This window comes from Methylobacterium platani (assembly GCF_001653715.1).
GTDB lineage: Bacteria > Pseudomonadota > Alphaproteobacteria > Rhizobiales > Beijerinckiaceae > Methylobacterium > Methylobacterium platani.
Genome location: NZ_LWHQ01000035.1, coordinates 1 through 23,028, shown reverse-complemented (window position 1 = coordinate 23,028; position 23,028 = coordinate 1). Strand labels below are relative to the sequence as shown.

Genomic DNA, 23,028 nt, shown 5'->3' with positions numbered 1-23,028 from the left:
GAATCTGCCGCCCGGGCGCGAAATCGGCTAGGACGCGGGCCCGCCTGGAAAAAGTCTCCCGTCCGCGAAGAGGATTGCTCCCCTGATCGAGCTCGCCCCCGGCCTGGTCCATTACCCGGGCTACCTCGACGAGGCCGCGCAAGGCGCGCTCGCCGCCGACCTCGCGGCGATCCTGCATGCGGCGCCGCCCTTCACGCCGACGATGCCGCGCACCGGCAAGCCGTTCTCGGTCCGGATGACGAATTGCGGCCCCCTCGGCTGGGTCTCCGACCGGGCCGGCTATCGCTACCAGGCCCTGCATCCGGAGACCGGCCGGCCGTGGCCGGCGATGCCGGAGGCGGCCGCGCGGGCCTGGGCCGCGCTCTCCGGCTGCCCGACCGAGCCCGAGGCCTGCCTCGTCAACCTCTACGCGCCGGGCACCCGGATGGGGCTGCACCAGGACCGGGACGAGGCGGAATTCGCCGCTCCCGTGCTCTCGCTCTCGCTCGGGGCGACCGCCCTGTTCCGCTACGGCGGCATGAACCGCTCCGACCCGACCCGCTCGGTGCGGCTGTCCTCGGGCGATGCCCTGGTGATCGGCGGTCCCTCGCGCCTCATCTTCCACGGGGTCGACCGCATCCTCGCCGCCGGCCCGGACCTGCTCGGGCCCGGTCCGGCCCTGCCCGGGGCGGTGGCGCCGGGCGGGCGCCTCAACCTGACCCTGCGGCGCGTCTCGGCGATCGACCGCGCTTGACAGACCGGCGCGCACGGCCGACGCATCCGCGCATGTCCCGCGCCGTCCGATCCCGGGCGGCGTCTCTTCGAGCCGAGACGAGTCTGATGTCGACGAGTCCCCTGTCGCTGCGCCTCCTGGCGCTCCTCTCCTGCCTGGCCGGCCTGCCGGCCGCGGCGCTCGCGGCCGATCCGGTCTACCCGCCGGGCTCGCGCTTCGGCTTCGATCCGGCGAAGGAGATGGTGGTCTCGCGCCGCTTCACCGGCTTCGAGCGGACGGGCGGCGGCGCCACGGTCTCGGTGGTCGAGCTGCCGGCCCAGGCCTACAAGGACCTCACCGCCAACTTCACCGACGAGAACCTGAAGAGCCAGGGCCTGGTGGTGAAGAGCCGCGAGACCCTGAAGCTCGCCGACGGGCGCGAGGGCCTGCTGGTCACCGGCGAGCAGCCGATCGAGCAGCCCCCCGGCACGCCGGCCCTGCACAAGTGGGTCTTCCTCGTCTCCGACCCGACCGTGACCGGCATCGTCATCGGCCAGACCCTGCCCGGGGCCGAGGCGGACGACGCGATGCGGGCGATGCTGACCAGCGTGCGGGTGCGCCCGGCGCTCACCCTCGACCAGCAGGTCGCCGCCCTCCCCTTCCGGGTCACCGACACCGCGGGCTTCCGGCCGGTGCGGGTGCTCGGCGGCAACTCGGTGCTCTACACCGTCGGTCCCAAGGACCAGATGGTCAACCTCGAGCAGCCGATCCTGGTGCTCGCCGAGGCGGTGCAGCCGGCCCCGGGCGCCGAGCAGCGCGACGCCTTCGCCAAGGCCGCCCTGTACTCGAACCAGACGATGAAGGACTTCGCGATCGAGCGGTCGCAGAGCTTCCGCCAGAACGGCGCCGACTGGCACGAGATCGTCGCGCGGGCCGTCGACGTGCCGTCGGGCACGCCGGTCGTGGTCTCGCAGACCATCCGCTTCCAGCCCGACGGCTATTTCCGCGCCGTCGGCGTGGTGCGCGCCTCCGACCGCGAGGCGATGCTGCCGCGCTTCCGCAAGGTGGTGGACGCGATCGCGTTCTAAGCAGATTTCGCCGAAGCGGTTACCGGTTCGGCGCCAAAAATCCGCGACACAACAAGAACCTAAGCGGGCGAAGCGGTGGCCTGCCAACGCAAGTCCGCTCAGAGCCGCGGCGACGCGGGCCCCTGTCCGCCTCTCACTCCGGCTTCAACCCCGAGCGCGCCTCCAGCTCCTGCAGGGTCCGGCGCGCCACGCTGGCGCCGGGCAGGCGGCGCTCGCGCTCGAAGCGGGCGAGCGCCGCGCGGGTGCTCGGGCCGGCGATGCCGTCGACGGTGAGCGGGCCGTAGCCGAGCTTCACCAGGGCGCGCTGGGCGTAGGCCACCGCCTTGTCGGGCTTCGCCCCGGCGGCCGGCGCCGCGTGGAGGGCGGTGGCGTTCGGCTCCCCGGCCTTCGAATCCGCCGCCTTCGCATCCGGCGCCTTGTCCGCGGCCCTCGCCTCCCGGACGGGGACCGTCGGGCGCGCGGCCTCCCGGGTCGCCGCGGGCTTGGCCTGAGCATTGGCCGGACTGGATTTCGGGCCGGATGCGGCGTGGCCCTCCCCACGGATCAGCGCGCCGATGCCGTCCGCCGCCGGCCGGGAGGCGTCCGGCTTCGCGGACCGCGGCGCATCGGCACGGGCACCCGCCTGGGCGGCGGCCTCCGCGGCCGGCGACGCGCCCCGGTCGGCCGACGCCCGGTCGGTCGACGCCTTGTCGGGAGAGATCTTGTCGGGAGCTTTGGCGAAGAGCGGGGCCGGGTGCCGGCCGGTCTGGAAGCTGAGGGCGTTCGCCGCTACCGCCGCCACCGCCCCGAGGACGAGGAGGCCGCCGACGATGCCGGCCGGGTGCCGCATCAGCCGGTCGGTCCGCGCCCGCAGGCGGTCGAGGGGACCGGCGGGGCGCGGTGCGCTCCGGGGCGGGCGCGGCGCCCGGGGAACCGGCCGCGGACGCGGCGCCGGTCGAGCCTCGGCGGTCAGCGGCCCGTCGGGATCGTGCCGACGCGCCGGAGCCTCGTCGGGACGACGCGCCGGAGCCTCGTCGATAGGACGGGCCGAAGCCTCGTCGCGCCGTCGGGCCGTGGCCTCGACGGGTCTCCGGGCCGGCGCGTCGGACATCGCGTCTCCTTCCGGGTTCGAGCGGTCCGGCTTCGACCTTGCCGCCTGCGTTCCTGCCGCCTTCGATCTCGCCGCCTTGTCGCGGACCAGGGATGGGTGGGCCACGCGGGGTCAGCCGGTCAGCCGCATCGTGGCGGGCGCCTCCGCGAAGCCGCCTGTCGCGGGTCCGGCCGGGGACCCGGCGAGCGCGCCGGTCCGGATCGGCACCGGGCCGCCGGGGACGGCGCGCACGCCGCGGCAATCGAGCGGCAGGGCGACGACCACCCGGGTGCCGCGGGACGGGCTGCTCTCCACCGTCAGCTCGCCGTGGTGCAGCCCGACGAGGCCGCGCACCACCGACAGGCCGAGGCCGGTGCCCTCGTGCGGGCGGCCGTAGCCGGCACCGGCGCCGAGGCCGGCCTGGAAGAACGGGTCGCCGAGGCGCGGCAGGTCGGCCTCGGCGATGCCGATGCCGGTATCGACCACCGCCATCTCGACCCGGTCGAAGACCCGGCGCACCGACAGCACCACCTCGCCGCCGCGGGGGGTGAACTTCACGGCGTTCGACAGCAGGTTGATCAGCATCTGCCGGCACGCGCGGGGGTCGGCGGTGATCTCCGGCAGGTCGACCGCGACTTCCCGCCGCAGGCGCACGCCGCCCTGGTCGGCGCGGATCTGCATCAGGTCGCATACGCCGCGGGCGAGGCCGGCGACGTCGAACGGCTCGGGCACGTAGTCGAAATTGCCGCTCTGGATCCGCGACATGTCGAGGAGAGCGTTGACCACCTCGAGCAGGTGCCGGCCGGAGGAGTGGATGATGCCGGCATATTCCCGCCGCCGCTCCGGGCCGAGCGCCAGGGTCGATTCGGCCTCCAGCATCTCCGAGAAGCCGATGATGGCGTTGAGCGGCGTGCGCAGCTCGTGGCTCACGGTAGCGAGGAAGCGGCTCTTCACCTCGTCGGCGCGCTCGGCCGCCGCCCGGGCCTGGTCGAGCTCCTCGGCCCGGCGCCGGTGCTCCGAGACGTCGCGGGTCACCGCAACCACGGCGGCCTCGCCGGGCGCCGCCGGCCCCGCCGCCCCCGGCACCCGGTGGGCGCGCATCTCGGCCCAGATCACCCGGCCGGCCTCGCCCGCCTCGCCGGCGGCGTGCAGGCGGAACTGCAGCGTCACCGGCTGGGCCTGGTCGGCGGCGGCGCTGAGCGCGGTCAGGAAGGCCGGCCGGTCGGAGACGTGGACGCGGTTGAACAGCCCGCGGCCCTCGAGGGCGTCCGGCGTCGTCCCGGCCAGCGCCCGCGCGGCCGGGCTCGCCTGCAGCACGCTGCCGTTGCGGTCGTGCCAGGTGACGAGGTCGTCGATGGCGTCGAGCAGGAGCGCGTCGCGCAAGGACGCGGCGTTGAGCCGGTCGCTCCAGCGGCCCTCGCGGCGGTGATGCTCGACCGACAGCGCCAGCACGTGGCAGATCGCCGTGATGGCGAAGACCGGCATCGCCAGGGCCGCCGGCCAGGCGAACAAGCCGAATTCCTGCGCGGGCTCGATCAGCGCCACCGCCACCGCCCCCAGCATCGCGAAGCCGGCCGCGACCAGCGCGGAGCGGTGCGAGCCGGCGAGCAGCGCCTCGACCGGGATCATCACCAGCCAGATGCTCACCGCCGAGGTCGGCCCGCCGGTCAGGCTCGCCAGGCAGACGACGAGCCCGGTGAGCGCCGCCGAGGACAGGCCGTGGGCCATCGCGAGGTTGCCGGTCCGGGCCAGGACCAGGGCCGCGACGACGGGCAGCATCAGGCAGGCCGCGGCGGCCGCCTCGACGAGCGTCGGCACCCCGCGCCACAGCAGGTAGGGCGGCAGCATCGCCATCAGCACGGCGCCGGTGGCGAGCCGCGAGATCAGGAACCGCTCGTGGCGGGCCCGCTCGGCCGGGTCGCCCGCGGCGGAATCATGGACGAGGCCCGCGAGCCGGGCATCGATCAGGGACGCAAAGGCACTGTTGATACGCACACCGCCACGCCAGCGCGGGAGACCTCGCGGCCCCGGCGCCCCTACACTGCGAACTCCGGGAACCGTCGCAGAGGCGGCTTAAACGAACGTTAGAGCGCGGGCCCCCGGGGAGAACTGTCCCCCGGTGGATCGCGAGGGCGGTCGCCGGCCCCGGTTTCGGCCGGTCGCGGCCTCGCCAGGTCCTGGCATCGGCTCGTCCTTGCATCGCCCGGTCTTGCCATCAGCCCGTCATGGCCTCGGCCTCGTAGCCGGCCCGGCCGAGCGCCTGGGCCACGTCGAGCGCCTGGGCATCGGTGACGACCGCGACCCGGCCGCCGGCCAGATCCACCTCCACCCGCGCCGCCGGGTCGAGGCGCTGGATCGCCTTCGTCACCGCCGCGACGCAGCCCTGGCAGGTCATGCCCTCGACCTTCATCAGGAGCTCCATCCGGTCTTCGGCCCGATCGGTCATCGCCACTCTCCTGTCCGGTCGCGGCGCACCAGGGCCGCGCAAGCCATCTCGGGTACTGCGGCACTCTGGACAAGGGCGCGGCGAAAACCGTGGGCAGCCCTCGGCCGTGTCTTGCGGGCATCCGGCCCGTCGGCGACAACCGACGGACAGGCCGGATTCCCTGCGGAACCCGGCCCGTCCTCGATGCGTATGAGGAATCGCCATGGCCCTCCAGACCGGCCGGCGCGCCGGCGGGTCGTCGGCGAGCCGGATCGCCCTTAGCCTCTCGTGCCTCCTGGCGGGCGGGCTCTGCCTCGCCGTCGCCGTGCTCACCGCGCCGGTCCTCGGCGCCGCGGCCGGGGCCGCCCTCGCGGCGGCGGCTCTCGGCGGGATCGCGACCGCGTATTCCTGGCGCCGCGCGACGCGGCTCGCCGGCCAGGTCGAGACGCTGTCGGGCGAGATCGACGTCCTGTCGCGCCGCCTCCTGACGCTCGAGCGGCGGGAGGTGCCGGCGGCACCGGCCGCCGACCTCGAGGGCGGCCTGTCCGAGGTCACCGCCGAGATCGGCCTCCTCGGCGGCATCGTGCGCGAGCTCGCCATGGCGGTGGCGGCTCAGGACGAGGACCTGACCCTCCTGAAGGCCGGGCAGGCCGCGTCCGTCCCGGTCCAGCCCGCCGCCCCCGCGCCGCCGGTCCAGACCGCGCCTCCGCCCGCGCCGATGCAGGCCCCGCTCGCGTCGCCGGCACCGGTCCCGATGCGGCCGGCCCACGCGGAACCGGTCCACGCGGAACCGGTCTACGCCCAGCCCCTGTACGGACAGGCGCCGCCGGCCCGCACCGACGTACCGCCGGCCCGCCACGAGGCGCCCCGGACCATTCATCAGACCGCGGCTCCCCCGCAGGCCCCGTCCCGGCCGGCCGAGCCCCCGGCGCCCGCCCCGATCCCGGCCCCCGCGGAGGCCCCCTGGGCCGCCGACCCGATCCTGCCGCGGGAGGCCGCGCCGGCCCCGCGCCGGCCCTTCGTGCCCGAGCCTGCCGCCGAGCCGCGCCCGGAGGGCGAGATCCTGGCCGCCCTGTCGCAGGGGCTCGAGGTCCACCTGCAGCCGATCGTCAGCCTGCCGCAGCGCAAGGTGGCGTTCTACGAGGCCCTGGCGCGCCTGCGCGTCGGCGACGCCCTGCTGGGACCGGCGGAGTTCATGCGGGTGCTGGAGCGGCACGGGCGCACCACCGAGCTCGACCGGCTGATGCTCGCCCGCGTGACGGCGATCGGCCAGCACCTCGCGGGCCGCGGCAGCGAGACCCCGGTGGCCTACGCCCTGTCGCCGGGCTCGCTGTTCGAGCCGGGCTTCCTGCGGGCGGTCGGCCGGCTGATCGACCTGCATCCGGAGCTCGCCGGCCGGCTGATCCTGGCGCTGCCGCAGCGCAGCTGGCGCAGCCTCGACGCCGAGCAGGCGGGCGCCCTCGCCGCCCTGCGCGAGCGGATCGGGCTCGCGGTCGACCGGGTCGTCGATCCGCGCCTCGACGCCGCGGCGCTCGCGGTCCGCGGCGCGAGCTACGCCAAGGTCGGCGTCGAGACGCTGCTCGGCGAGCACGGCGCGGCGCTCGCCCACACCCTGGCGCGAGCCGGCATCCGGCTGGTGGCCGAGGGCGTCGAGCGCGAGGCCGAGGTGCCCGACCTGATCGACCTCGACCTGCCGCTGGCGCAGGGCACGGTGTTCTCGCCTCCCCGCGTGGTGCGGCCCGAGGTGCTCTCGCCGCCCGCACCCCCACCGGCCCCCGAGCCGGAGCCGACGCCGCCCGCCGACGAGCCGCCGCCGGTGCGGCGCGCCTTCCGGGACGTGCTGCGCCGGGCCGTGTGACGGCATCGCGCGAGGTCGCGGCGGATGACGAGGCGGTAGCGGCGCGGGCCGTGCGGGCCTAAGCAGATTTCGCCGAAGTGGTTACCGGTTCGGCGCCAAAAATCTGCGACAAAACAAGAACCTAAGCGGGCGAAGCGTTGGCCTGCCAACGCAAGTCTGCTTAGCATGAGGGATCCTCGCAGAGCAGAAAGGCCCCCGATGTCGGACCCCATCGCCCGCCGGATCGCGCAAGGGGCGGGCCGGGAGCCCGCCGACCTGGTGATCCGCGGCGCCCGTCTCCTCGACCTCGTCACCGGCGACCTGGTGGAAACCGACATCGCGGTCTGCGGCGACACCGTGGTGGGCACCTACGGCGCCTACGAGGGGCGGCGGGTGATCGAGGCGGCGGGCCGCATCGCCGTGCCGGGCTTCATCGACACCCACCTCCACATCGAATCCTCCCTCATCACCCCGCACGAATTCGACCGCTGCGTGCTGCCTCACGGCGTCACGACGGTGATCTGGGACCCGCACGAGCTCGCCAACGTGCTCGGCACGGCCGCCTTCGACTACGCGCTCGCGGCCGCGGGCGAGACCGTGATGGACATCCGGGTCCAGCTCTCCTCCTGCGTGCCGGCGACCGACCTTGAGAGCGCCGGCGCCCGGATCGAGGCCGCCGACCTGGCCCGGTACCGCGACCATCCGCGGGCGCTGGGGCTGGCGGAATTCATGAACTTCCCCGGCGTGGTCGCGGCCGATCCGGGCTGCCTTGCCAAGCTCGCGGCCTTTGCCGGACGCCCCATCGACGGCCACGCGCCGCTGCTCTCCGGCGCCGCCCTCAACGCCTATGCGGCGGCGGGCATCCGCACCGACCACGAGGCGACGGGCGCGCAGGAGGCGCTGGAGAAGATCCGCAAGGGCATGACGGTGCTGATCCGCGAGGGCTCGGTCTCGAAGGACCTGCACGCGCTGAGCCCCCTCCTCACCGAGCGCACCGCGCCGTTCCTCGCCTTCTGCACCGACGACCGCAACCCCCTCGACATCGCCGAGGAGGGCCATCTCGACCACCTGATCCGCACCGCGATCGCCCTCGGCGTGCCGCCGCTCGCCGCCTACCGCGCCGCGTCGCTGAGCGCCGCCACCGCCTTCGGGCTCACCGATCGCGGGATGATCGCGCCGGGCCGCCGGGCCGACATCGTGCTCCTCGACGACCTCGCGACCTGCGCGGTGTCGCACGTGTTCGCCGCCGGCCGCCCCGTCGACGAGAGCCTGTTCGCCGCCCGGACGGTCACGCCGCCGCCGGGCCGCGGCAGCGTGCGGGCCGCGCCGGTGACCGCGGACGACCTCGCGGTGGCGCCGCCCCCGGGCGAGACCTCGGTGATCGGCGTGGTGCCGGGCCGGATCATCACCGAGCATCGCCGCCTGGCCCCCGGCGGCGTGCCGGACCTCGCCCAGGACGTCGCGATGGTCGCGGTCGTCGCCCGCCACGGCACCCGCAGCATCGGCCGCGGCCTGGTGCAGGGATTCGGCCTCCGGCGCGGGGCCATCGCCTCCTCGGTCGGGCACGACAGCCACAATCTCTGCGTCGTCGGCGCCGATCCCGACGCGATGGCGCGGGCGGTCAACCGCCTGATCGACCTGCAGGGCGGCTTCGTCGTCGCGGACGAGACCGGGATCCTGGCCGAGCTGGCGCTGCCGATCGCCGGCCTGATGAGCGACCTCCCCTTCGAGGCGGTGCGCGACGCCCTGCCCCCGCTGCGCGACGCCGCCCGCCGGCTCGGCTGCACCCTGCCCGAGCCGTTCCTGCAGGTCGCCTTCCTGCCGCTGCCGGTGATCCCGCACCTCAAGATCACCGATCGCGGCCTCGTCGACGTCGACCGGATGGCTTTCATCCGGCCCGATGAATGACGCGGGAGCGTCTGTAAACGATTTTACATGTAAACGATTTCACGAGAAACGTTGCGTTCGGTCCGAACCGTCTGTAAGCCCGATGCCGCGTTCTGCTGCGATGCAGCGAGGGGAGAGGCGGCATGGCAGAGATGGTCCGCGCGGCGCATCCGGGCGAGGTCGCGATCCTGGACGGGATCGCGGGCGTCGCCGACGGGTTCGACCTGATCCTGTGCGACGTCTGGGGCGTGCTGCATGACGGCCTCCATGCCCACCGGGCGGCGGCCGAGGCGCTGTCGCGTTTCCGCGCCCTGCCGGGCGCGCGGCCGCGCCGGGTGGTGCTGGTCTCGAACGCGCCGCGGCCCGGCAGCTTCGTCCAGGCGCAGCTCGACGGGTTCGGCGTGCCGCGCAGCGCCTACGACGCCATCGTCACCTCGGGCGACCTCACCCGCCGGCTCATGGCCGAGCGGGCGCAGGCGCCGATGTACCATCTCGGGCCCGACCGCGACCTGCCGGTCTTCGACGGCCTCGGCCTCGCCCGCTCCGGGCCGGACGAGGCCGCCCACGTGGTCGTCACCGGGCTCGTCGACGACGAGGTCGAGACGGCGGCGGATTACCGCGCCCGGCTCGAGCCCTGGGCCGCCCGCGGCGTCACCCTGATCTGCGCCAATCCCGACCTCGTGGTCGAGCGCGGCGCGCGGCTGATCCCCTGCGCGGGGGCGGTGGCGGCGCTCTACGAGGAGATGGGCGGCGCGGTCGTCTATGCCGGCAAGCCGCACGTCCCGGTCTACGAGGCGGCGCTCGCGACCGCGGAATCCTTCGACGGCGCCCTTCCCCTCCCCCGCGAGCGGGTGCTGGCGGTGGGCGACGCGATCCGCACCGACGTCGCCGGCGCGCGGGCCTTCGGCATCGCCTCGCTGCTGGTGGCGCGCGGCATCCACGCCGAGGAGCTCGGCGTCGCGGCGGGCGCGCCGATCGGCGACATCGCGCACTGGCTCGAGGCGCAGGCCGTGCACCCGGACGGCGTGATCGATCTGCTGCGCTGGTAGGCGACGCGCCAGGAACCGGGGCGCGGCAGCCGCACCCCGGCCGGACGATTCAGGGCCGTCGGGACGGTCAGGAGAACAGGGCGTCGATCGCGTCCTGCGGCGTCGCCGGGCCCTTGAGCTGCGGGCCGTTGAGCATCAGCGTCTCGGCGCGGGCCTTGCGGCGGGCCTCCTCGGCGTCGTGCTCGGCCTCGCCGTCGCGCACGTTCACCACGGTGGAGAACTGCGACAGGCGCTTCTCGAGCTGGCCCAGGGCCTCGACCACCTTGGAGATGCGCTGGCCGGTAATGTCCTGGAAGGTGCAGGCCTCGAAGATGTCGCCGATATGCGCCTCGACCTCGGCGCGGTACTCGTCGAGCGTCCTGGCCTTGATCGCCAGCATCGCCTCGGCGGATTCCATGATCCGGTTGGTGGCGCTGGCGGTGGCGGCGACGACGCTGCCGAGCTCGTCATGCGCCATCGGGATGCGGTCGCGGGTGAGCTCCTGGGCCCGCAGGGCCGCGATGCCGCGCTTGAGCTTGGTGATGTAGTCGGCGATCTCGAGCAGTTCGCTCACCGGGACCGCCGAGTTCGCCGGTTCGGTCTGGCCGCTCGTGCGAACCATGGGCGTCCTGCCTCCGAGCAACCGGTTGAGGGCGGACCGCGGCCCGGCCGTCATCTCCCTGAGCACGTGATCGCTCCCCGCCGATGAAGTCTCCCGGGCCAGGCGCGACGGCGGCTCCCCGGAGCGGGCGGCGCGGCCGGGCTCTCGGGCCCGCCGCACGGCTCCGCGCCCGGAGGGCGCCGCCTCGTCACCGAGCCGGCGGTGTCACGCGCCGCAGACCGCCTCGATCTTGGTCTTCAGCGTCTGGGCGTTGAACGGCTTGACGATGTAGTTGTTCACGCCGGCCTTCTTGGCGGCGATGACGTTCTCGGTCTTCGACTCGGCGGTGACCATGATGAACGGCGTGGTGCGCAGGGCGTCGTCGGCCCGGACATGGCGCAGCAGCTCGTACCCGGTCATCGGCTCCATGTTCCAGTCGGAGATGACGAGGCCGTACTTCTTCTGCTTCAGCTTGGCCAGGGCGCCGGTGCCGTCCGAGGCGTCGTCGACATCCTCGAAGCCGAGCTGCTTCAGCAGGTTGCGGATGATGCGAACCATCGTCTGGTAGTCGTCCACCACGAGGATCGGCATGCCGAGGTCAAGGGCCATGGCTTACGGCTCCGTTCGCGGGCGCGACACATCCCCGTGCGCGACGAAACCCGCTTGGATCATGAGGCGAGGCGCCGGGCGGCTCCTCTGTTCCCAGCTTGTAATTCCACCCCCCTTGAGAACCGGTTAAAGCCGCGGCGCACCCCCGGCCCCTCCTCCGCCGGGCGGCATCCGGCTTGACCCACCGGGCGGATTTCGACAGGGTCCGGCCGCCTTCGAGACCTCTTCCCCCCGTGAGCCAAGGACCGTTGATGCCGCGCGACGAGACCGCCCCGCGCCCCGTCGCGTCCCTTCCCGTCCACCGCGACGGCGAGCCGGTGCCGGAGCGGCTGAGGGGGGCGGTCGCGGCGCTCGGCAATTTCGACGGCATCCACCAGGGCCACCGCGCGCTCATCGCCGCGGTGCGGGAGATGGCGGCGGCGCTCGGCCGGCCGAGCGCGGTTCTCACCTTCGAGCCGCATCCCCGCGCCTTCTTCTCCCCCGACGCGACGATGTTCCGCCTCACCGGCGAGGGCGAGAAGCTCGCGGTGCTCCAGCGCCTCGGCGTCGACGGCGCCTTCGTGCGCCGGTTCGACGCGGGCCTCGCCGGCACCGGAGCGTCGGCCTTCGTCGCCGACACCCTGAAGGGCGAGCTCGGCCTGTCGGGCGTGGTGATCGGGCACGACTTCCATTTCGGCCGCGGCCGCGAGGGCACGCCGGCGATGCTGGAGGCGCTCTGCGCCGAGAACGGGCTCGCTTGCCGGATCGTCCCGGCGGTGGCGGCGGGCGGCGGCGAGGCGCCGGTCTCGTCGAGCGCGATCCGGGCCGCGCTCGAGGCCGGCGACGTCGCAACCGCCAACCACCTCCTCGGCTATCGCTGGTTCGTCGAGGGCGTGGTGCGCCACGGCGACAAGCGCGGCCGCACCCTCGGCTTCCCGACCGCCAACGTGGCGCTCGACGCCTGCGGGCTCGCCCACGGCATCTACGCGGTGCGCGTGCGCCTGACCGATGGCAGCGTGCGCGACGGCGTGGCGAGCTACGGCCGCCGGCCGACCTTCGACGACGGCGCACCGCTCCTCGAGACCTACCTGTTCGACTTCGCCGGCGACCTCTACGGCCAGCGCATCGCGGTCGAGTTCGTCGGCTTCATCCGCGGCGAGGCGCGCTTCGACAGCGCCGAGGCCCTGGTCGCGCGCATGCACGAGGACGCGGCGGAGGCGCGGCGGAGGCTCGCCGCGGACCGCACGCCCTCGATGCTGGGGTGAGACCTCGATGCTCGGGTAAGATCCGGCCGGGGGAGAGGGGGCTATTCCGGGATGAACTCGCGGATCGGCGCCTCGGTGTCGGCATCCCGGCCGCGCGGGCGCTTCGCCCGCCGCATGGTGCCGCGATCCTCGTCGGGGATCAGCAGCGGGTCGGTCGGCGTGACGGAACCGGTCGCGTCGATATCCTCCGGCACCGGCCGCGGCGGCGAGCGGACCTCGCGCGCCAGGACCGGCGCGGTCAGAACGGCGGTGAGCGCGAGGACGGAGAGCGGCGTCTTCATGGCGACCTCCCGGAATCGATGAACCGTCCGGGTCAACCGTGCGCCGCCGCAGCCTGTTCCGGCTCAGTGCCCGATGATGAGCCCGGACCGCCCAATGCCCGTCACTGCTGCGGCCGCCAAGTCACGCAGGCTCCGAATCACACCAGGCTTCGAGTCAGGAGCCGGTCGATGGCCCCGGAACGCCGGTCGGCAACGACATGAAGGGATCATGCGCCGGCACGCCCAGGGGGCTGAAATGCCGGAGATTGCGCGTCAGCACCGTCCAGCCATGACACAGAGCCGTCGCCGCAATGGCAAGGTCCGCCAGGTCGGGCTTGCGGCCCTGCTCCCGCGTCCGGTCGATCAGACATCCGAGATGTCGCGCCACGTCCAGATCGACCGACACGATCCGGCCGCCGTAGAGATGCAGCAGCGCTGCGAGCCACTCTGCCAGCCGTTCGGCTTTTCGGTACGCGCCCTGCCTGCGGCTCTTCGCGATGCCGGCCTCGATCTCAGCGATCGTGATGACGGAGAGATAGAGGTCGGCACTGTTGCGATCCATCCACGCGACCAGTTCCGGCGTGGCAGCCGCCTGGGTTGGAGCAGCGGCGGAGAGAACGTTGGTATCGACGAGGTACACGCATCAGAACTCGACGTCCCGCAAGCTGCCGTTGCGCGGCGGCAGGTCCTCCGCCTCCAGGGGCGCCGACATGAGGAGCCGGCCGAAGGACGGGACCTGCGACAGGCGCTGCCACTCCTCATAGCTCAGCAGGACGGCCTCCGGCCGTCCATGGCGGGTGATCACCGACGGTTCGCCCTGTCGGGCCCGGTCGATGACGGCGGAGAGGGTGGCTTTCGCGTCACGCAGCTGAATTTCCACCATCGCGTCCCTCCATGACCATTGTAGTCACGATGCCGCATCCGGTGGCGAAAGCAAACGAATCGTCGGAGGGCGGCGACCATGTCCGGCAGCCTGATCGACGCCGGGGCACCCGGCTCCGGACGTTCTCATCCGCGGGCGGCCATGCCGTTCGTCCGGGACGGCCCATGACGAGGTGTCTTGAGCGATGATGGGCCGACCGGCACCGGAACGACATGCGTCGCGGCCGGGTCGGCGCATTCCGCGAAGCCGAGCCGGCGGTAGAACGCCGCCGCGTCCGGCGAGGCCGCCCGCAGGCGCACGATCCGGAAATGACCCTCGGCCTCCCGCAAGAGATACCGCACCAGCAGGGCGCCGAGGCCGCGGCGCCGATGCGATCGGAGCACGTAGACGTGCCGCAAGCGGCCGATGTCGTCCTCCGCCGTGTACGGGTCGCGGTTCAGGCCGCCGAAACCCACGAGGCGGTCCTGCTGCCAGAGTCCCAGAAAGATCTCGCCCGGTTGATCGAACCGGTTCGCGCCCGAGGCCCAGCCCTCGAACAGGCGGCGCACGAAGGCGATGCCCTGTGAACTGGCCTCCGCTCGGATCGGTTCGGCGGCAGGGCGGAGTGCGGCGAGCACCGCAACCGTCACATCGGCGGGTGCAACGGCCTCCCTCTCGAAACCTGGCATTCCTCACCCCCGTCTCGCATCGGCAGATCCTCGTCCGCGACGAGCACAGACATGAGCATTCCGCCGAATGCCGGAGTGCGGGACCTGACGCCAGGATATCATGCCGTCGACGAAGCGCCGATGGCCGCCGGCCGCTCCGCCGCATCACGCCGCTTCCCCCGCCCGCCCGCCGCTGCTAGAAGCGCCGGATGATCGAATCGCGCCCGCGCCGCGTCGCCCTCCGGCGAATTACGAGCCCGGCTTCCGCCTGAGGGCCGCGTCCGCGCGGCCGCGCGGAAGACCGGGCTGCTGCCGTTCCGCCGCTTGCGATTCCCTCCGGGGGCTGCGCGTCCGCGCCCCAGACGAGCCTCGACCACCATGACCGACACGAAGCCCGCCGCCGGGCGCGACTATTCCGAGACCCTGTTCCTGCCGGTCACCGCGTTCCCGATGCGGGCCGGCCTGCCGCAGCGCGAGCCGGAGATCCTGGAACGATGGGCGCGCACGAACCTCTACGCCCGCATCCGCGAGGCCGCCGCCGGCCGGCCGAAATTCGTGCTGCACGACGGCCCTCCCTATGCCAACGGCCACATCCATATCGGCACCGCGCTCAACAAGATCCTGAAGGACATCGTCGTCCGCACGCAAGGCGCGCTCGGGCACGACGCCAACTACGTCCCGGGCTGGGACTGCCACGGCCTGCCGATCGAGTGGAAGATCGAGGAGCAGTACCGCGCTGCCGGCCGCAACAAGGACGAGGTGCCGGTGGTCGAGTTCCGGCGCGAGTGCCGGACCTTCGCCGAGCACTGGCTGTCGGTGCAGCGCGAGGAGTTCAAGCGCCTCGGCGTCACCGGCGACTGGGACCACCCCTACCTGACGATGGCCTACCCGGCCGAGGCCGCGATCGCCCGCGAGCTGATGACCTTCGCCACCACCGGCCAGCTCTATCGCGGCTCGAAGCCGGTGATGTGGTCGGTGGTCGAGAAGACCGCGCTCGCCGAGGCCGAGGTCGAGTACGAGGACCACGTCAGCGACACCATCTGGGCTGCCTTCCCGGTCGTCGAGGCGAAGACCGCCCCGGACCTGCAGGGCGCCCGCGTCGTCATCTGGACCACCACCCCCTGGACGATCCCGGCCAACCGGGCCGTCGCCTATTCCAAGAAAGTATCCTACGGACTGTATCGTGTCGTTGCTGCGCCTCAAGAGAACTGGTCTCAACCTGGTGTTCGTTACGTTGTTGCTGACAAACTGGCGGGCGACGTCTTCAAGGCAGCGCGCGTCGAGTCCTTCGAGCGACTGAGCGACGTCTCGGCCGAGGAGCTTGCCGGCGTGACGCTGGCGCATCCGCTGGCGGGCTGGAACGACGGCTATGCGCACGCCGTGCCGATGCTGGACGGCGAGCACGTCACCGACGACGCGGGCACCGGCTTCGTCCACACGGCCCCCAGCCACGGCCGCGAGGATTTCGAGGTCTGGATGGCCAATGGCCGCGGTTTGCGCGAGCGCGGCATCGAGACGGCGATCCCCTACACGGTCGATGCCGACGGCGTTCTGACCGAGGCCGCGCCCGGCCTCACCGGCACCCGCGTCCTCGACGAGAAGGGCCAGAAGGGCAACGCCAACAAGGCGGTGATCGCCGCGCTCACGGCCGCCGGCACGCTGGTCGGCCGCGGCACGCTCAAGCACAGCTACCCGCATTCCTGGCGCTCGAAGAAGCCGGTCATCTTCCGCAACACGCCGCAATGGTTCATCGCGCTCGACAAGCCGGTCGAGACCCTGAACGGCGCGACCCTGCGCGACGTGGCTTTGCGCGAGATCGCCGTCACCCAGTGGGTGCCGCCGCAGGGGCAGAACCGCATCACCGGCATGATCGCCAACCGGCCCGACTGGGTGGTGTCGCGCCAGCGCGCCTGGGGCGTGCCGATCACGGTGTTCGTCCACCGCGAGACCGGCGAGATTCTTCGCGACGAGACGGTCAACGCCCGCATCCACGCCGCCTTCGCGGCGGAGGGGGCGGATGCCTGGTTCACCGACGCCGACGGCGCCCGCTTCCTCGCCCCCGAGCACGACCCGGCCGCTTACGAGAAGGTGACCGACGTCCTCGACGTGTGGTTCGATTCCGGCTCGACCCACGCCTTCACGCTCGACGACCCCGAGCAGTTCCCGGGCCTTGCCGGCATCCGCCGCCGCCGCGACGGCGGGACCGACACGGTGATGTATCTCGAGGGTTCGGACCAGCATCGCGGCTGGTTCCACTCCTCGCTGCTCGAATCCTGCGGCACCCGCGACCGCGCGCCCTACGACGTGGTGCTGACCCACGGCTTCGTCCTCGACCCCAAGGGGGAGAAGATGTCGAAGTCGAAGGGCAACGTCGTCGCGCCCCAGGACGTCATCAAGGGCTCGGGCGCCGACATCCTGCGCCTGTGGGTGGCGGCCTCGGACTACACCGACGACCTGCGCATCGGCCCGGAGATCATCAAGACCTTCTCGGAGACTTATCGCAAGCTGCGCAACTCGCTGCGCTGGATGCTGGGCACGCTCGCCCATTACCGGCCCGAGGACCGCGTCGCCCCTGACGACATGCCGGAGCTGGAGCGCTTCATCCTGCATCGTCTCGCCGAGCTTGATGTCGAGATCCGCGACGCCTTCCGCACCTTCGACACCAAGCGGGTGGTGGCGCTGCTCAACGGCTTCATGACCGGCGACCTGTCGTCGTTCTACTTCGACGTGCGCAAGGACGCGCTCTACTGCGATCCGATCTCGTCGCAGACCCGCCGCGCCGCGCTCACCGTGGTCGACGAGGTCTTCCGGCGCGTCACAGTCTGGCTCGCCCCGGTCCTCGCCTTCACGGCGGAGGAAGCCTGGCTCGCCCGCTACCCGTCCGAGACGGCTTCCGTCCACACCGAGACCCTGCCGGAGACGCCCGCCTCCTGGCGCGACGACGCGCTCGCCAGGCGCTGGGCCAAGATCCGCCGGGTCCGCCGGGTGGTGACGGGCGCGCTCGAGATCGAGCGCGCGGGCAAGCGCATCGGCGCGAGCCTGGAGGCGGCCCCGACGGTGTTCGTCGCCGACCAGGAGCTGCTGGCGAGCCTCGACGGGATCGACTTCGCGGAAGTCTGCATCACGTCCGCCGTCGCGGTCGAAGGCCGCGAGGGCCCGACGGAGGCCTTCCGGCTCGACGAGGTCAAGGGCGTCGCGGTGGTGCCGGCCCTGGCGCAGGGGCGCAAATGCGCCCGCTCGTGGAAGGTGCTCGACAGCGTCGGCAGCGATCCGGACTACCCGGACGTGACGCCCCGCGACGCGCAGGCCCTGCGCGAGTGGGACGCGCTGCACGCGAAGGCCGCCGAGTAAGGGCCGGGGACACGGGCGAGGAACAATGATGCGTCCCCTCCCCTTCGGGCTCATGGTCGCGCTCGTCACCCTGGTCCTCGACCAGGGGACGAAGCTCGGCCTGCTCTTCCTCGCCGACCTGCCGGTTCGCGAGCCGGTGGTGCTCGCGCCCTTCGCGCAGCTGATCGTGGTGTGGAACCGCGGCGTCTCCTACGGGCTGTTCCAGCAGGATTCGGCGCTCGGGCGCTGGGGGCTCGTCGGGGTGTCGCTGGCAGCCTCGGTCGCGCTGTCGATCTGGATGGCGCGGGCCGGCAGCCGGTGGCTCGCCGGCTCGCTCGGCCTCATCGTCGGCGGGGCGATCGGCAACGCCATCGACCGCGCCGCCTACGGGGCGGTGTTCGACTTCGTCCACCTCCATGCCGGCGCCTGGTCCTGGTACGTGTTCAACGTGGCGGATGCCGGCATCGTCTTCGGCGTGGTCGGGCTCCTCTACGACGGGCTGGTGCTGGAGCGCCGCCGCGCTCAGGCAACCGGGGAGCGCGCCTGAAACTCCCTGTGTGTCGCGTGCGCCACGCCCGTTCCCGGCGTTGCGCGCGCTCGACCCCACGCCATACCTTCGCCCGAAACCGCCACCACCCAAGCTGGTAACGACGGGGCGGAACAGACAGGGGGCCAGCATGCTCGACAAGCGTACGATACTCGCCGCGGTGACGGTGGCCGGGCTCGGCCTCCCGGCCGGGGCGCAGGCCCAGGAAGGCGTGGCGATGAAGAACGCCCTGTCGTCGATCGGCCTGATCGAGCCCGAGCGGCCGATGATCACCTATCGCGAGCGCGCGCCCCTGGTGCTGCCGCCGCACATGGACAAGGCGGCTCTGCCGCCGCCGGTCGACCGCCGCGCCGTGCGCGAGGCCAACCCGCAATGGCCGACCGATCCCGAGACCGCCTCCCGCGAGCGCCGCGCCGCCGAGGACCGCAAGCCGATCACCCGCGGCTATGGCGGCCGGATGAGCGACAACAACGCCACGCTGCCGATCCAGGAGATGCGGGCCGGCCGGCGCGAGGGCGCGGGGCTGGAGACCACGCCGACCTACAAGCCCGGCGACAACGTCAAGGAGTCGTTCTGGCTCAACCCGATGCAGCTCTTCGCCGGCAAGAAGGACGAGGATCCGAACCTCCCCGACGTCGAGCCGACCCGCGACGAGCTGACCGCGCCGCCGACCGGCTACCGCAAGCCCCCGAACGGCAAGATCGCCCGCACCGACCGCGGCCCGATGGGCATGAAGTCGGACCGCGAGGAGGCCGATCCCGGCGCCTACCTGCGCTCGCGCCAGTAACGTTTCCGAGATTCCAATCCAGTTTTCGCCCCGGGCCGCCACCGCCGCCCGGGGTTTTTCGCGAGTCCAGCCCCGCTTCCGGCGCAGGACGGACACGGCTCGACGCCCGAGGGTCGACCTGAGGGAAGGGTGCTCAAGCTTCCGCGACGTTTTCACGCCACGCTTCAACTGCGGGAACCCGGGCCCGACCTGCGTGCAACGCATTTCTCCGCAGTCATCGGGTCCCCCCTGCCACAAAATGCTCTAGAACAGGGTCTCTAACGGCCGGCGACCCCGGTGGCCGGCCCGCCGGCCGGCTCGACCGCCCGCTGGCCCGTGACTCGCATGAGCCGCAAGCCTCCCTTAAGTGAGCCGGTTCACGATCCAACACGGGTGGCCTCTCCGGCCACTCGGCTAAGGTAGATCAGGATGCCCCCAAACAGGATGCGCCCCGCCCCCGGCCTCGTCTGCCCCATCAGTGCGACCCTGCGCACCGATGCGGCGCCCTTCGGCCGTGCGGAGGCGGGCGGTCCCGACGTGGCGTCCTTCGTGCTCGACAACGGCCTCGACGTCGTGGTGGTGCCCGACCACCGCGCGCCCGTCGTCACCCACATGGTGTGGTACCGCAACGGCTCGGCCGACGATCCGCTCGGCCAGTCGGGCATCGCCCATTTCCTCGAGCACCTGATGTTCAAGGGCACCGAGACCCATCCGGTCGGCGCCTTCTCGAAGGCGGTGTCGAGCCTGGGCGGCCAGGAGAACGCCTTCACGTCGTTCGACTACACGGCGTACTTCCAGCGCGTCGCGCGCGAGAACCTGAAGACCATGATGAGCTTCGAGGCGGACCGGATGACCGGCCTGATCCTCGACGACGCCGTGGTGGCCCCGGAGCGCGACGTGGTGCTGGAGGAGCGCCGGATGCGGGTCGAGACCGACCCGGCGGCCCAGCTCTCCGAGGCGATGGCGGCCTCGCTGTTCGTGCACCATCCCTACGGCATCCCGATCATCGGCTGGATGCACGAGATCGAGGAGCTGAACCGCACCCACGCCCTCGACTATTACCGCCGCTTCTACACCCCGGAGAACGCCATCCTGGTGGTCGCCGGCGACGTCACCGCCGACGAGGTCCGGCGGCTGGCCGACGACACCTACGGCGTGGTGGCGCCGCGCGGCGCCCGGCCGCAGCGGGTGCGGCCGCGGGAGCCGGAGCCCCGCGCCGCGCGGCGCCTGAGCGTCGCCGACCCGAAGGTCGAGCAGCCGACCCTGCAGCGGCTCTACCTCACCCCCTCCTGCATGACCGCCCGCGACGGCGAGAGCCACGCCCTCGAGCTCCTGGCCGAGGTGCTGGGCGGCGGGCCGACCTCGTACCTCTACCGCAGCCTGGTGCTGGAGCAGGGCGTCGCGGTGAATGCCGGCGCCTGGTACATGGGCTCGGCGATCGACGACACCCGCTTCTCGGTCTACGCCGTGCCGGCGGAGGGCGTGAGCCTCGAGAAGCTGGAGGAGGCCCTCGACCGGGCGCTCGCCCGCGCGCCCTCCGAAGCGCTCTCGGCCACCGCGATCGAGCGGGCGAAGACCCGCCTCGTCGCCGAGACGGTGTATTCCTCCGACAGCCAGTCGTCGCTCGCCCGCATCTTCGGCTCGGCGCTCGCCATCGGCGAGAGCATCGAGGAGGTGCGGCGCTGGCCCTCCGAGATCGAAGCGGTGCAGGCCTCGCGCCTCGCGGCGGTCGCCGAGCGCTACCTGGTGCCGGCCCGCTCGGTCACCGGCTACCTGACCAAGGCCCCCGCGGCCGCCTGACCCTCGGCCGACGCCGCCCGGCGCGCGCTCCGAGCGCCGCCGGGCGAACCCGTAGAATTCCACGACAACAAGAGGTCCTCATGACCCCGGCCGACGCCGTCTCCCGCACCGCCGCCCCGGATTCCTCCTCGTCGCCGACCCAGGCGCGCTCCGTCCTCTCGGCCCGCGGCGTCGAGGCCTGGCACGTCGAGTCGCCGATCGTCCCGCTGATCGCGCTGGCCTTCACCTTCGAGGGCGGCGCCGCGCAGGATTCGGAGGGCAAGGCCGGCACCGCCCAGATGCTGGCCCGCCTCCTCGACGAGGGCGCCGGCCCGCACGATTCCGACGCCTTCCAGGAGCGGCTCGCCGCCCGCGCCATCGAGCTGAGCTTCCATGCCGGGCCCGACGCGATCGGCGGCTCGCTCAAGATGCTGGTCAAGCACGCCGACGAGGCGATCGAGCTCCTCGCCCTGGCGCTGGCCCAGCCGCGCTTCGACCAGCCGGCGATCGAGCGGGTGCGGGCCCAGATGCTCGCGGGCCTGCGCTACCAGCAGAACGATCCCGGCGTGATGGCCTCGCGCCGCTTCTTCTCGGAAGCCTATCCGGGCCACCCCTACGGCCGGCCCTCCTCGGGCACGATCGAGAGCGTGTCGTCGATCACCCGCGACGATCTCGTGGCGATGCACCGGCGGCTCATCGCCCGCGGCCGGGTCAAGGTCGCGGCGGTCGGCGCGATCGGCGAGGAGGCGCTGGTGCGCGCCCTCGACACCGCCTTCGGCGCCCTGCCGGAGGGCGGCGACCTGACCGTGGTGCCGGCGACCCGGATCACCGGCCTCGGCCGGCGCATCGTCGTCGATCTCGACGTGCCGCAATCGGTCCTGCGCTTCGGCACCGACGGCGTGCCGTGGCGCGACCCCGACTTCATCCCGGCCTACGTGCTGAACCACATCCTGGGCGGCGGCGCCTTCACCTCGCGGCTGTTCCAGGAGGTGCGCGAGAAGCGCGGCCTCGCCTATTCGGTCGGCACCTCGCTGGTAAGCCACCGCGCCGCCTCGATGACCTGGGGCTACACCGCGACCAAGAACGAGCGCGTCGCCGAGTGCCTGACGGTGATCGCCGACGAGATCGCCCGCCTGACCGGCGACGGCCCCTCCGACGACGAGCTGCAGAAGGCCAAGGACTACCTCACCGGCTCCTACGCGCTCGGCTTCGACACCTCGACCAAGATCGCCCACCAGCTGGTGCAGATCGCCTTCGAGGGTTTGGGCATCGACTACATCGCCCGCCGCAACGGCCTGATCGGGGCAGTGACGCAGGACGACATCCGCCGCGCGGCGGCCCGGACCCTCGGGGATGGGAAGCTGCTGGTGGTGGCGGCCGGGCGTCCGACGGCGATGTGAGGGAGGGGCCGGTCGTTTGATCGGCCCTTTCTAATATTCTTCCCTTTCCCGGATCTCCTGCCGCTTCGCTTCAGCCGTCCGGGACAGGACCCCGCGCTACGAAGAATTTTCTACGCCATCACGTCCCCGTCCGGCGGCCGCAAGCCGTCGAGTTCCGGCAGCAGCACCACGCTCTCCTGCTCGTTCGGGTCGGTGCGGGCGATCACCGCCGTGCAGGTCTCGGTCCGGCTGGCATTGTAGGGCAGGTGCGGCACCCCGGCCGGGATGTAGACGAAGTCGCCGGCGCGGCTCCACAGGTGGTGCTCCAGCCGCGGACCGTACCAGGTGCCGGCGACCCCCGAGAGGACGTGCAGCGCCGTCTCGTGCGCCTCGTGCCGATGGGCCTTGGCCCGCGCGCCGGGCGGCAGGGTGACGAGTTGCATGTGCAGGCCCCGCGATCCCACCGACTCGGCCGAGACGGCCGGGGCGTAGGTCAGCGCCTGCTTGCCGACGATGTTAGGGCCCGGGCGCACGACCCGGCAGGTCACGTCCGATGAAACGGCTTCGGGTGACAGGGCCTCAGATGACATGGCGCGTCCTCCGCGTGAGCGGTGCGGAGTTTACGCTCATCCGACGCGACGGGCACACGAAATCATCGGCATCCCATCGAGCTCACTTGCATCGATAAGAAACGCGGGTTCCCCTCTCCAGGCGATGCCGGGCTTGCCCGGTATCGCTGCAAGGTGTGGGAGAGGGGTAGGGGTGAGGGTGATACGGTTCTGGGTCTAGCTCCAGCTGTCCTACTGCCAGCACAACGGTCCGAGCTTTACGCTGAAGCGCGCCACCCTCACCCCTAACCCCTCTCCCACACGGGAGAGGGGAACCGCGCGTTACTGCGGGATGCTGGCACTTGACGTCTAGGGATAGTCGCCGCCCTCTAGAGCATCGAACCTTTAAT

The 23,028-nt window shown here is 72.5% G+C and carries 21 protein-coding genes; 11 read left to right on the top strand and 10 right to left on the bottom strand.

Annotated elements, in window-relative coordinates; genetic code table 11:
- The first annotated feature begins 82 nt into the window (after positions 1-82).
- Both A5481_RS17460 and A5481_RS17455 read left to right on the top strand, forming a co-directional pair.
- Positions 83-733, top strand: a complete 651-nt coding sequence (locus A5481_RS17460) for an alpha-ketoglutarate-dependent dioxygenase AlkB (RefSeq protein ID WP_064504087.1) — start codon at positions 83-85, stop codon at positions 731-733.
- A gap of 86 nt (positions 734-819) precedes the next feature.
- On the top strand, positions 820-1,779 hold the full coding sequence (locus A5481_RS17455) for a hypothetical protein (RefSeq protein WP_064504085.1): 960 nt from the start codon (positions 820-822) through the stop codon (positions 1,777-1,779).
- A gap of 133 nt (positions 1,780-1,912) precedes the next feature.
- On the opposite strand, the gene A5481_RS17450 is transcribed toward A5481_RS17455, so the two are convergent.
- The 3 genes from A5481_RS17450 to A5481_RS17440 all read right to left on the bottom strand — a co-directional run bounded on the left by A5481_RS17450 (position 1,913) and on the right by A5481_RS17440 (position 5,294).
- Positions 1,913-2,608, bottom strand: coding sequence for a peptidoglycan-binding domain-containing protein (locus tag A5481_RS17450; RefSeq protein WP_245298643.1), 696 nt, complete (start codon positions 2,606-2,608; stop codon positions 1,913-1,915).
- A gap of 372 nt (positions 2,609-2,980) precedes the next feature.
- Complete coding sequence (locus A5481_RS17445; RefSeq protein ID WP_082984930.1) at positions 2,981-4,843, bottom strand: sensor histidine kinase; 1,863 nt, start codon at positions 4,841-4,843, stop codon at positions 2,981-2,983.
- A 220-nt stretch (positions 4,844-5,063) separates the two neighbouring features.
- Positions 5,064-5,294 (bottom strand): heavy-metal-associated domain-containing protein, encoded by a 231-nt coding sequence (locus A5481_RS17440; RefSeq protein ID WP_064504083.1) that lies wholly within the window; start codon positions 5,292-5,294, stop codon positions 5,064-5,066.
- Positions 5,295-5,496: 202 nt separating this feature from the next.
- On the opposite strand from A5481_RS17440, the gene A5481_RS17435 reads away from it, so the two are divergent.
- The 3 genes from A5481_RS17435 (at position 5,497) to A5481_RS17425 (ending at position 10,046) form a co-directional block, all read left to right on the top strand.
- Complete coding sequence (locus tag A5481_RS17435) at positions 5,497-7,131, top strand: EAL domain-containing protein (RefSeq protein ID WP_064504081.1); 1,635 nt, start codon at positions 5,497-5,499, stop codon at positions 7,129-7,131.
- A 198-nt stretch (positions 7,132-7,329) separates the two neighbouring features.
- Positions 7,330-9,018 carry an adenine deaminase gene (gene ade / locus A5481_RS17430; RefSeq protein ID WP_048437131.1) on the top strand — a complete coding sequence of 563 codons (1,689 nt, stop codon included), beginning with the start codon at positions 7,330-7,332 and terminating at the stop codon, positions 9,016-9,018.
- Between the two features lie 122 nt (positions 9,019-9,140).
- A complete protein-coding gene (locus A5481_RS17425) occupies positions 9,141-10,046 on the top strand; it encodes a TIGR01459 family HAD-type hydrolase (RefSeq protein WP_048437132.1) in 906 nt (301 codons plus the stop codon).
- 67 nt (positions 10,047-10,113) lie between these two features.
- On the opposite strand, the gene A5481_RS17420 is transcribed toward A5481_RS17425, so the two are convergent.
- Complete coding sequence (locus A5481_RS17420; RefSeq protein WP_048437133.1) at positions 10,114-10,647, bottom strand: protein phosphatase CheZ; 534 nt, start codon at positions 10,645-10,647, stop codon at positions 10,114-10,116.
- A gap of 204 nt (positions 10,648-10,851) precedes the next feature.
- Complete coding sequence (locus A5481_RS17415; protein ID WP_048427618.1) at positions 10,852-11,235, bottom strand: response regulator; 384 nt, start codon at positions 11,233-11,235, stop codon at positions 10,852-10,854.
- 251 nt (positions 11,236-11,486) lie between these two features.
- On the opposite strand from A5481_RS17415, the gene A5481_RS17410 reads away from it, so the two are divergent.
- Complete coding sequence (locus A5481_RS17410; protein ID WP_048437134.1) at positions 11,487-12,479, top strand: bifunctional riboflavin kinase/FAD synthetase; 993 nt, start codon at positions 11,487-11,489, stop codon at positions 12,477-12,479.
- 41 nt (positions 12,480-12,520) lie between these two features.
- Here the strand turns inward: A5481_RS17410 and A5481_RS17405 are convergent, their stop codons facing one another.
- The 4 genes from A5481_RS17405 to A5481_RS17390 form a co-directional block, all read right to left on the bottom strand.
- Positions 12,521-12,760: a hypothetical protein gene (locus A5481_RS17405; RefSeq protein ID WP_048437135.1), complete on the bottom strand. Its 240-nt coding sequence runs from the start codon at positions 12,758-12,760 to the stop codon at positions 12,521-12,523.
- Between the two features lie 154 nt (positions 12,761-12,914).
- The gene (locus A5481_RS17400; RefSeq protein WP_048437136.1) at positions 12,915-13,379 is read right to left on the bottom strand and encodes a type II toxin-antitoxin system VapC family toxin; all 465 of its coding nucleotides are present in this window, start codon (positions 13,377-13,379) and stop codon (positions 12,915-12,917) included.
- Between the two features lie 3 nt (positions 13,380-13,382).
- Complete coding sequence (locus tag A5481_RS17395) at positions 13,383-13,622, bottom strand: type II toxin-antitoxin system Phd/YefM family antitoxin (RefSeq protein WP_048437137.1); 240 nt, start codon at positions 13,620-13,622, stop codon at positions 13,383-13,385.
- Positions 13,623-13,747: 125 nt separating this feature from the next.
- Entirely contained in the window at positions 13,748-14,239 is a 492-nt protein-coding gene (locus A5481_RS17390; protein WP_167350101.1) for a GNAT family N-acetyltransferase, read from the bottom strand.
- A 408-nt stretch (positions 14,240-14,647) separates the two neighbouring features.
- On the opposite strand from A5481_RS17390, the gene ileS reads away from it, so the two are divergent.
- From ileS to A5481_RS17365, 5 genes are all read left to right on the top strand, one after another.
- Positions 14,648-17,620, top strand: coding sequence for an isoleucine--tRNA ligase (gene ileS, locus A5481_RS17385; protein ID WP_048437138.1), 2,973 nt, complete (start codon positions 14,648-14,650; stop codon positions 17,618-17,620).
- A gap of 28 nt (positions 17,621-17,648) precedes the next feature.
- Entirely contained in the window at positions 17,649-18,146 is a 498-nt protein-coding gene (gene lspA, locus A5481_RS17380; RefSeq protein ID WP_048437144.1) for a signal peptidase II, read from the top strand.
- A gap of 130 nt (positions 18,147-18,276) precedes the next feature.
- Positions 18,277-18,933, top strand: coding sequence for a hypothetical protein (locus A5481_RS17375; protein WP_048437139.1), 657 nt, complete (start codon positions 18,277-18,279; stop codon positions 18,931-18,933).
- A 423-nt stretch (positions 18,934-19,356) separates the two neighbouring features.
- Positions 19,357-20,712 carry a M16 family metallopeptidase gene (locus A5481_RS17370; RefSeq protein WP_245239195.1) on the top strand — a complete coding sequence of 452 codons (1,356 nt, stop codon included), beginning with the start codon at positions 19,357-19,359 and terminating at the stop codon, positions 20,710-20,712.
- Positions 20,713-20,792: 80 nt separating this feature from the next.
- Positions 20,793-22,091: a M16 family metallopeptidase gene (locus A5481_RS17365; RefSeq protein ID WP_048437141.1), complete on the top strand. Its 1,299-nt coding sequence runs from the start codon at positions 20,793-20,795 to the stop codon at positions 22,089-22,091.
- Between the two features lie 110 nt (positions 22,092-22,201).
- On the opposite strand, the gene A5481_RS17360 is transcribed toward A5481_RS17365, so the two are convergent.
- Positions 22,202-22,660, bottom strand: a complete 459-nt coding sequence (locus A5481_RS17360) for a cupin domain-containing protein (RefSeq protein WP_048437142.1) — start codon at positions 22,658-22,660, stop codon at positions 22,202-22,204.
- Positions 22,661-23,028 lie beyond the last annotated feature (368 nt).

Bases quoted from the DNA above. Each gene is read 5' to 3' on its own strand.
- A5481_RS17360 (WP_048437142.1), bottom strand. From the start codon at position 22,660: ATGTCATCTGAGGCCCTGTCACCCGAAGCCGTTTCATCGGACGTGACC.
- A5481_RS17415 (WP_048427618.1), bottom strand. From the start codon at position 11,235: ATGGCCCTTGACCTCGGCATGCCGATCCTCGTGGTGGACGACTACCAG.
- A5481_RS17375 (WP_048437139.1), top strand. From the start codon at position 18,277: ATGCTCGACAAGCGTACGATACTCGCCGCGGTGACGGTGGCCGGGCTC.
- A5481_RS17405 (WP_048437135.1), bottom strand. From the start codon at position 12,760: ATGAAGACGCCGCTCTCCGTCCTCGCGCTCACCGCCGTTCTGACCGCG.
- A5481_RS17410 (WP_048437134.1), top strand. From the start codon at position 11,487: ATGCCGCGCGACGAGACCGCCCCGCGCCCCGTCGCGTCCCTTCCCGTC.
- A5481_RS17455 (WP_064504085.1), top strand. From the start codon at position 820: ATGTCGACGAGTCCCCTGTCGCTGCGCCTCCTGGCGCTCCTCTCCTGC.
- ileS (WP_048437138.1), top strand. From the start codon at position 14,648: ATGACCGACACGAAGCCCGCCGCCGGGCGCGACTATTCCGAGACCCTG.
- ade (WP_048437131.1), top strand. From the start codon at position 7,330: ATGTCGGACCCCATCGCCCGCCGGATCGCGCAAGGGGCGGGCCGGGAG.
- A5481_RS17420 (WP_048437133.1), bottom strand. From the start codon at position 10,647: ATGGTTCGCACGAGCGGCCAGACCGAACCGGCGAACTCGGCGGTCCCG.
- A5481_RS17435 (WP_064504081.1), top strand. From the start codon at position 5,497: ATGGCCCTCCAGACCGGCCGGCGCGCCGGCGGGTCGTCGGCGAGCCGG.
- A5481_RS17370 (WP_245239195.1), top strand. From the start codon at position 19,357: ATGCGCCCCGCCCCCGGCCTCGTCTGCCCCATCAGTGCGACCCTGCGC.
- lspA (WP_048437144.1), top strand. From the start codon at position 17,649: ATGCGTCCCCTCCCCTTCGGGCTCATGGTCGCGCTCGTCACCCTGGTC.
- A5481_RS17440 (WP_064504083.1), bottom strand. From the start codon at position 5,294: ATGACCGATCGGGCCGAAGACCGGATGGAGCTCCTGATGAAGGTCGAG.
- A5481_RS17450 (WP_245298643.1), bottom strand. From the start codon at position 2,608: ATGCGGCACCCGGCCGGCATCGTCGGCGGCCTCCTCGTCCTCGGGGCG.
- A5481_RS17425 (WP_048437132.1), top strand. From the start codon at position 9,141: ATGGCAGAGATGGTCCGCGCGGCGCATCCGGGCGAGGTCGCGATCCTG.
- A5481_RS17395 (WP_048437137.1), bottom strand. From the start codon at position 13,622: ATGGTGGAAATTCAGCTGCGTGACGCGAAAGCCACCCTCTCCGCCGTC.
- A5481_RS17365 (WP_048437141.1), top strand. From the start codon at position 20,793: ATGACCCCGGCCGACGCCGTCTCCCGCACCGCCGCCCCGGATTCCTCC.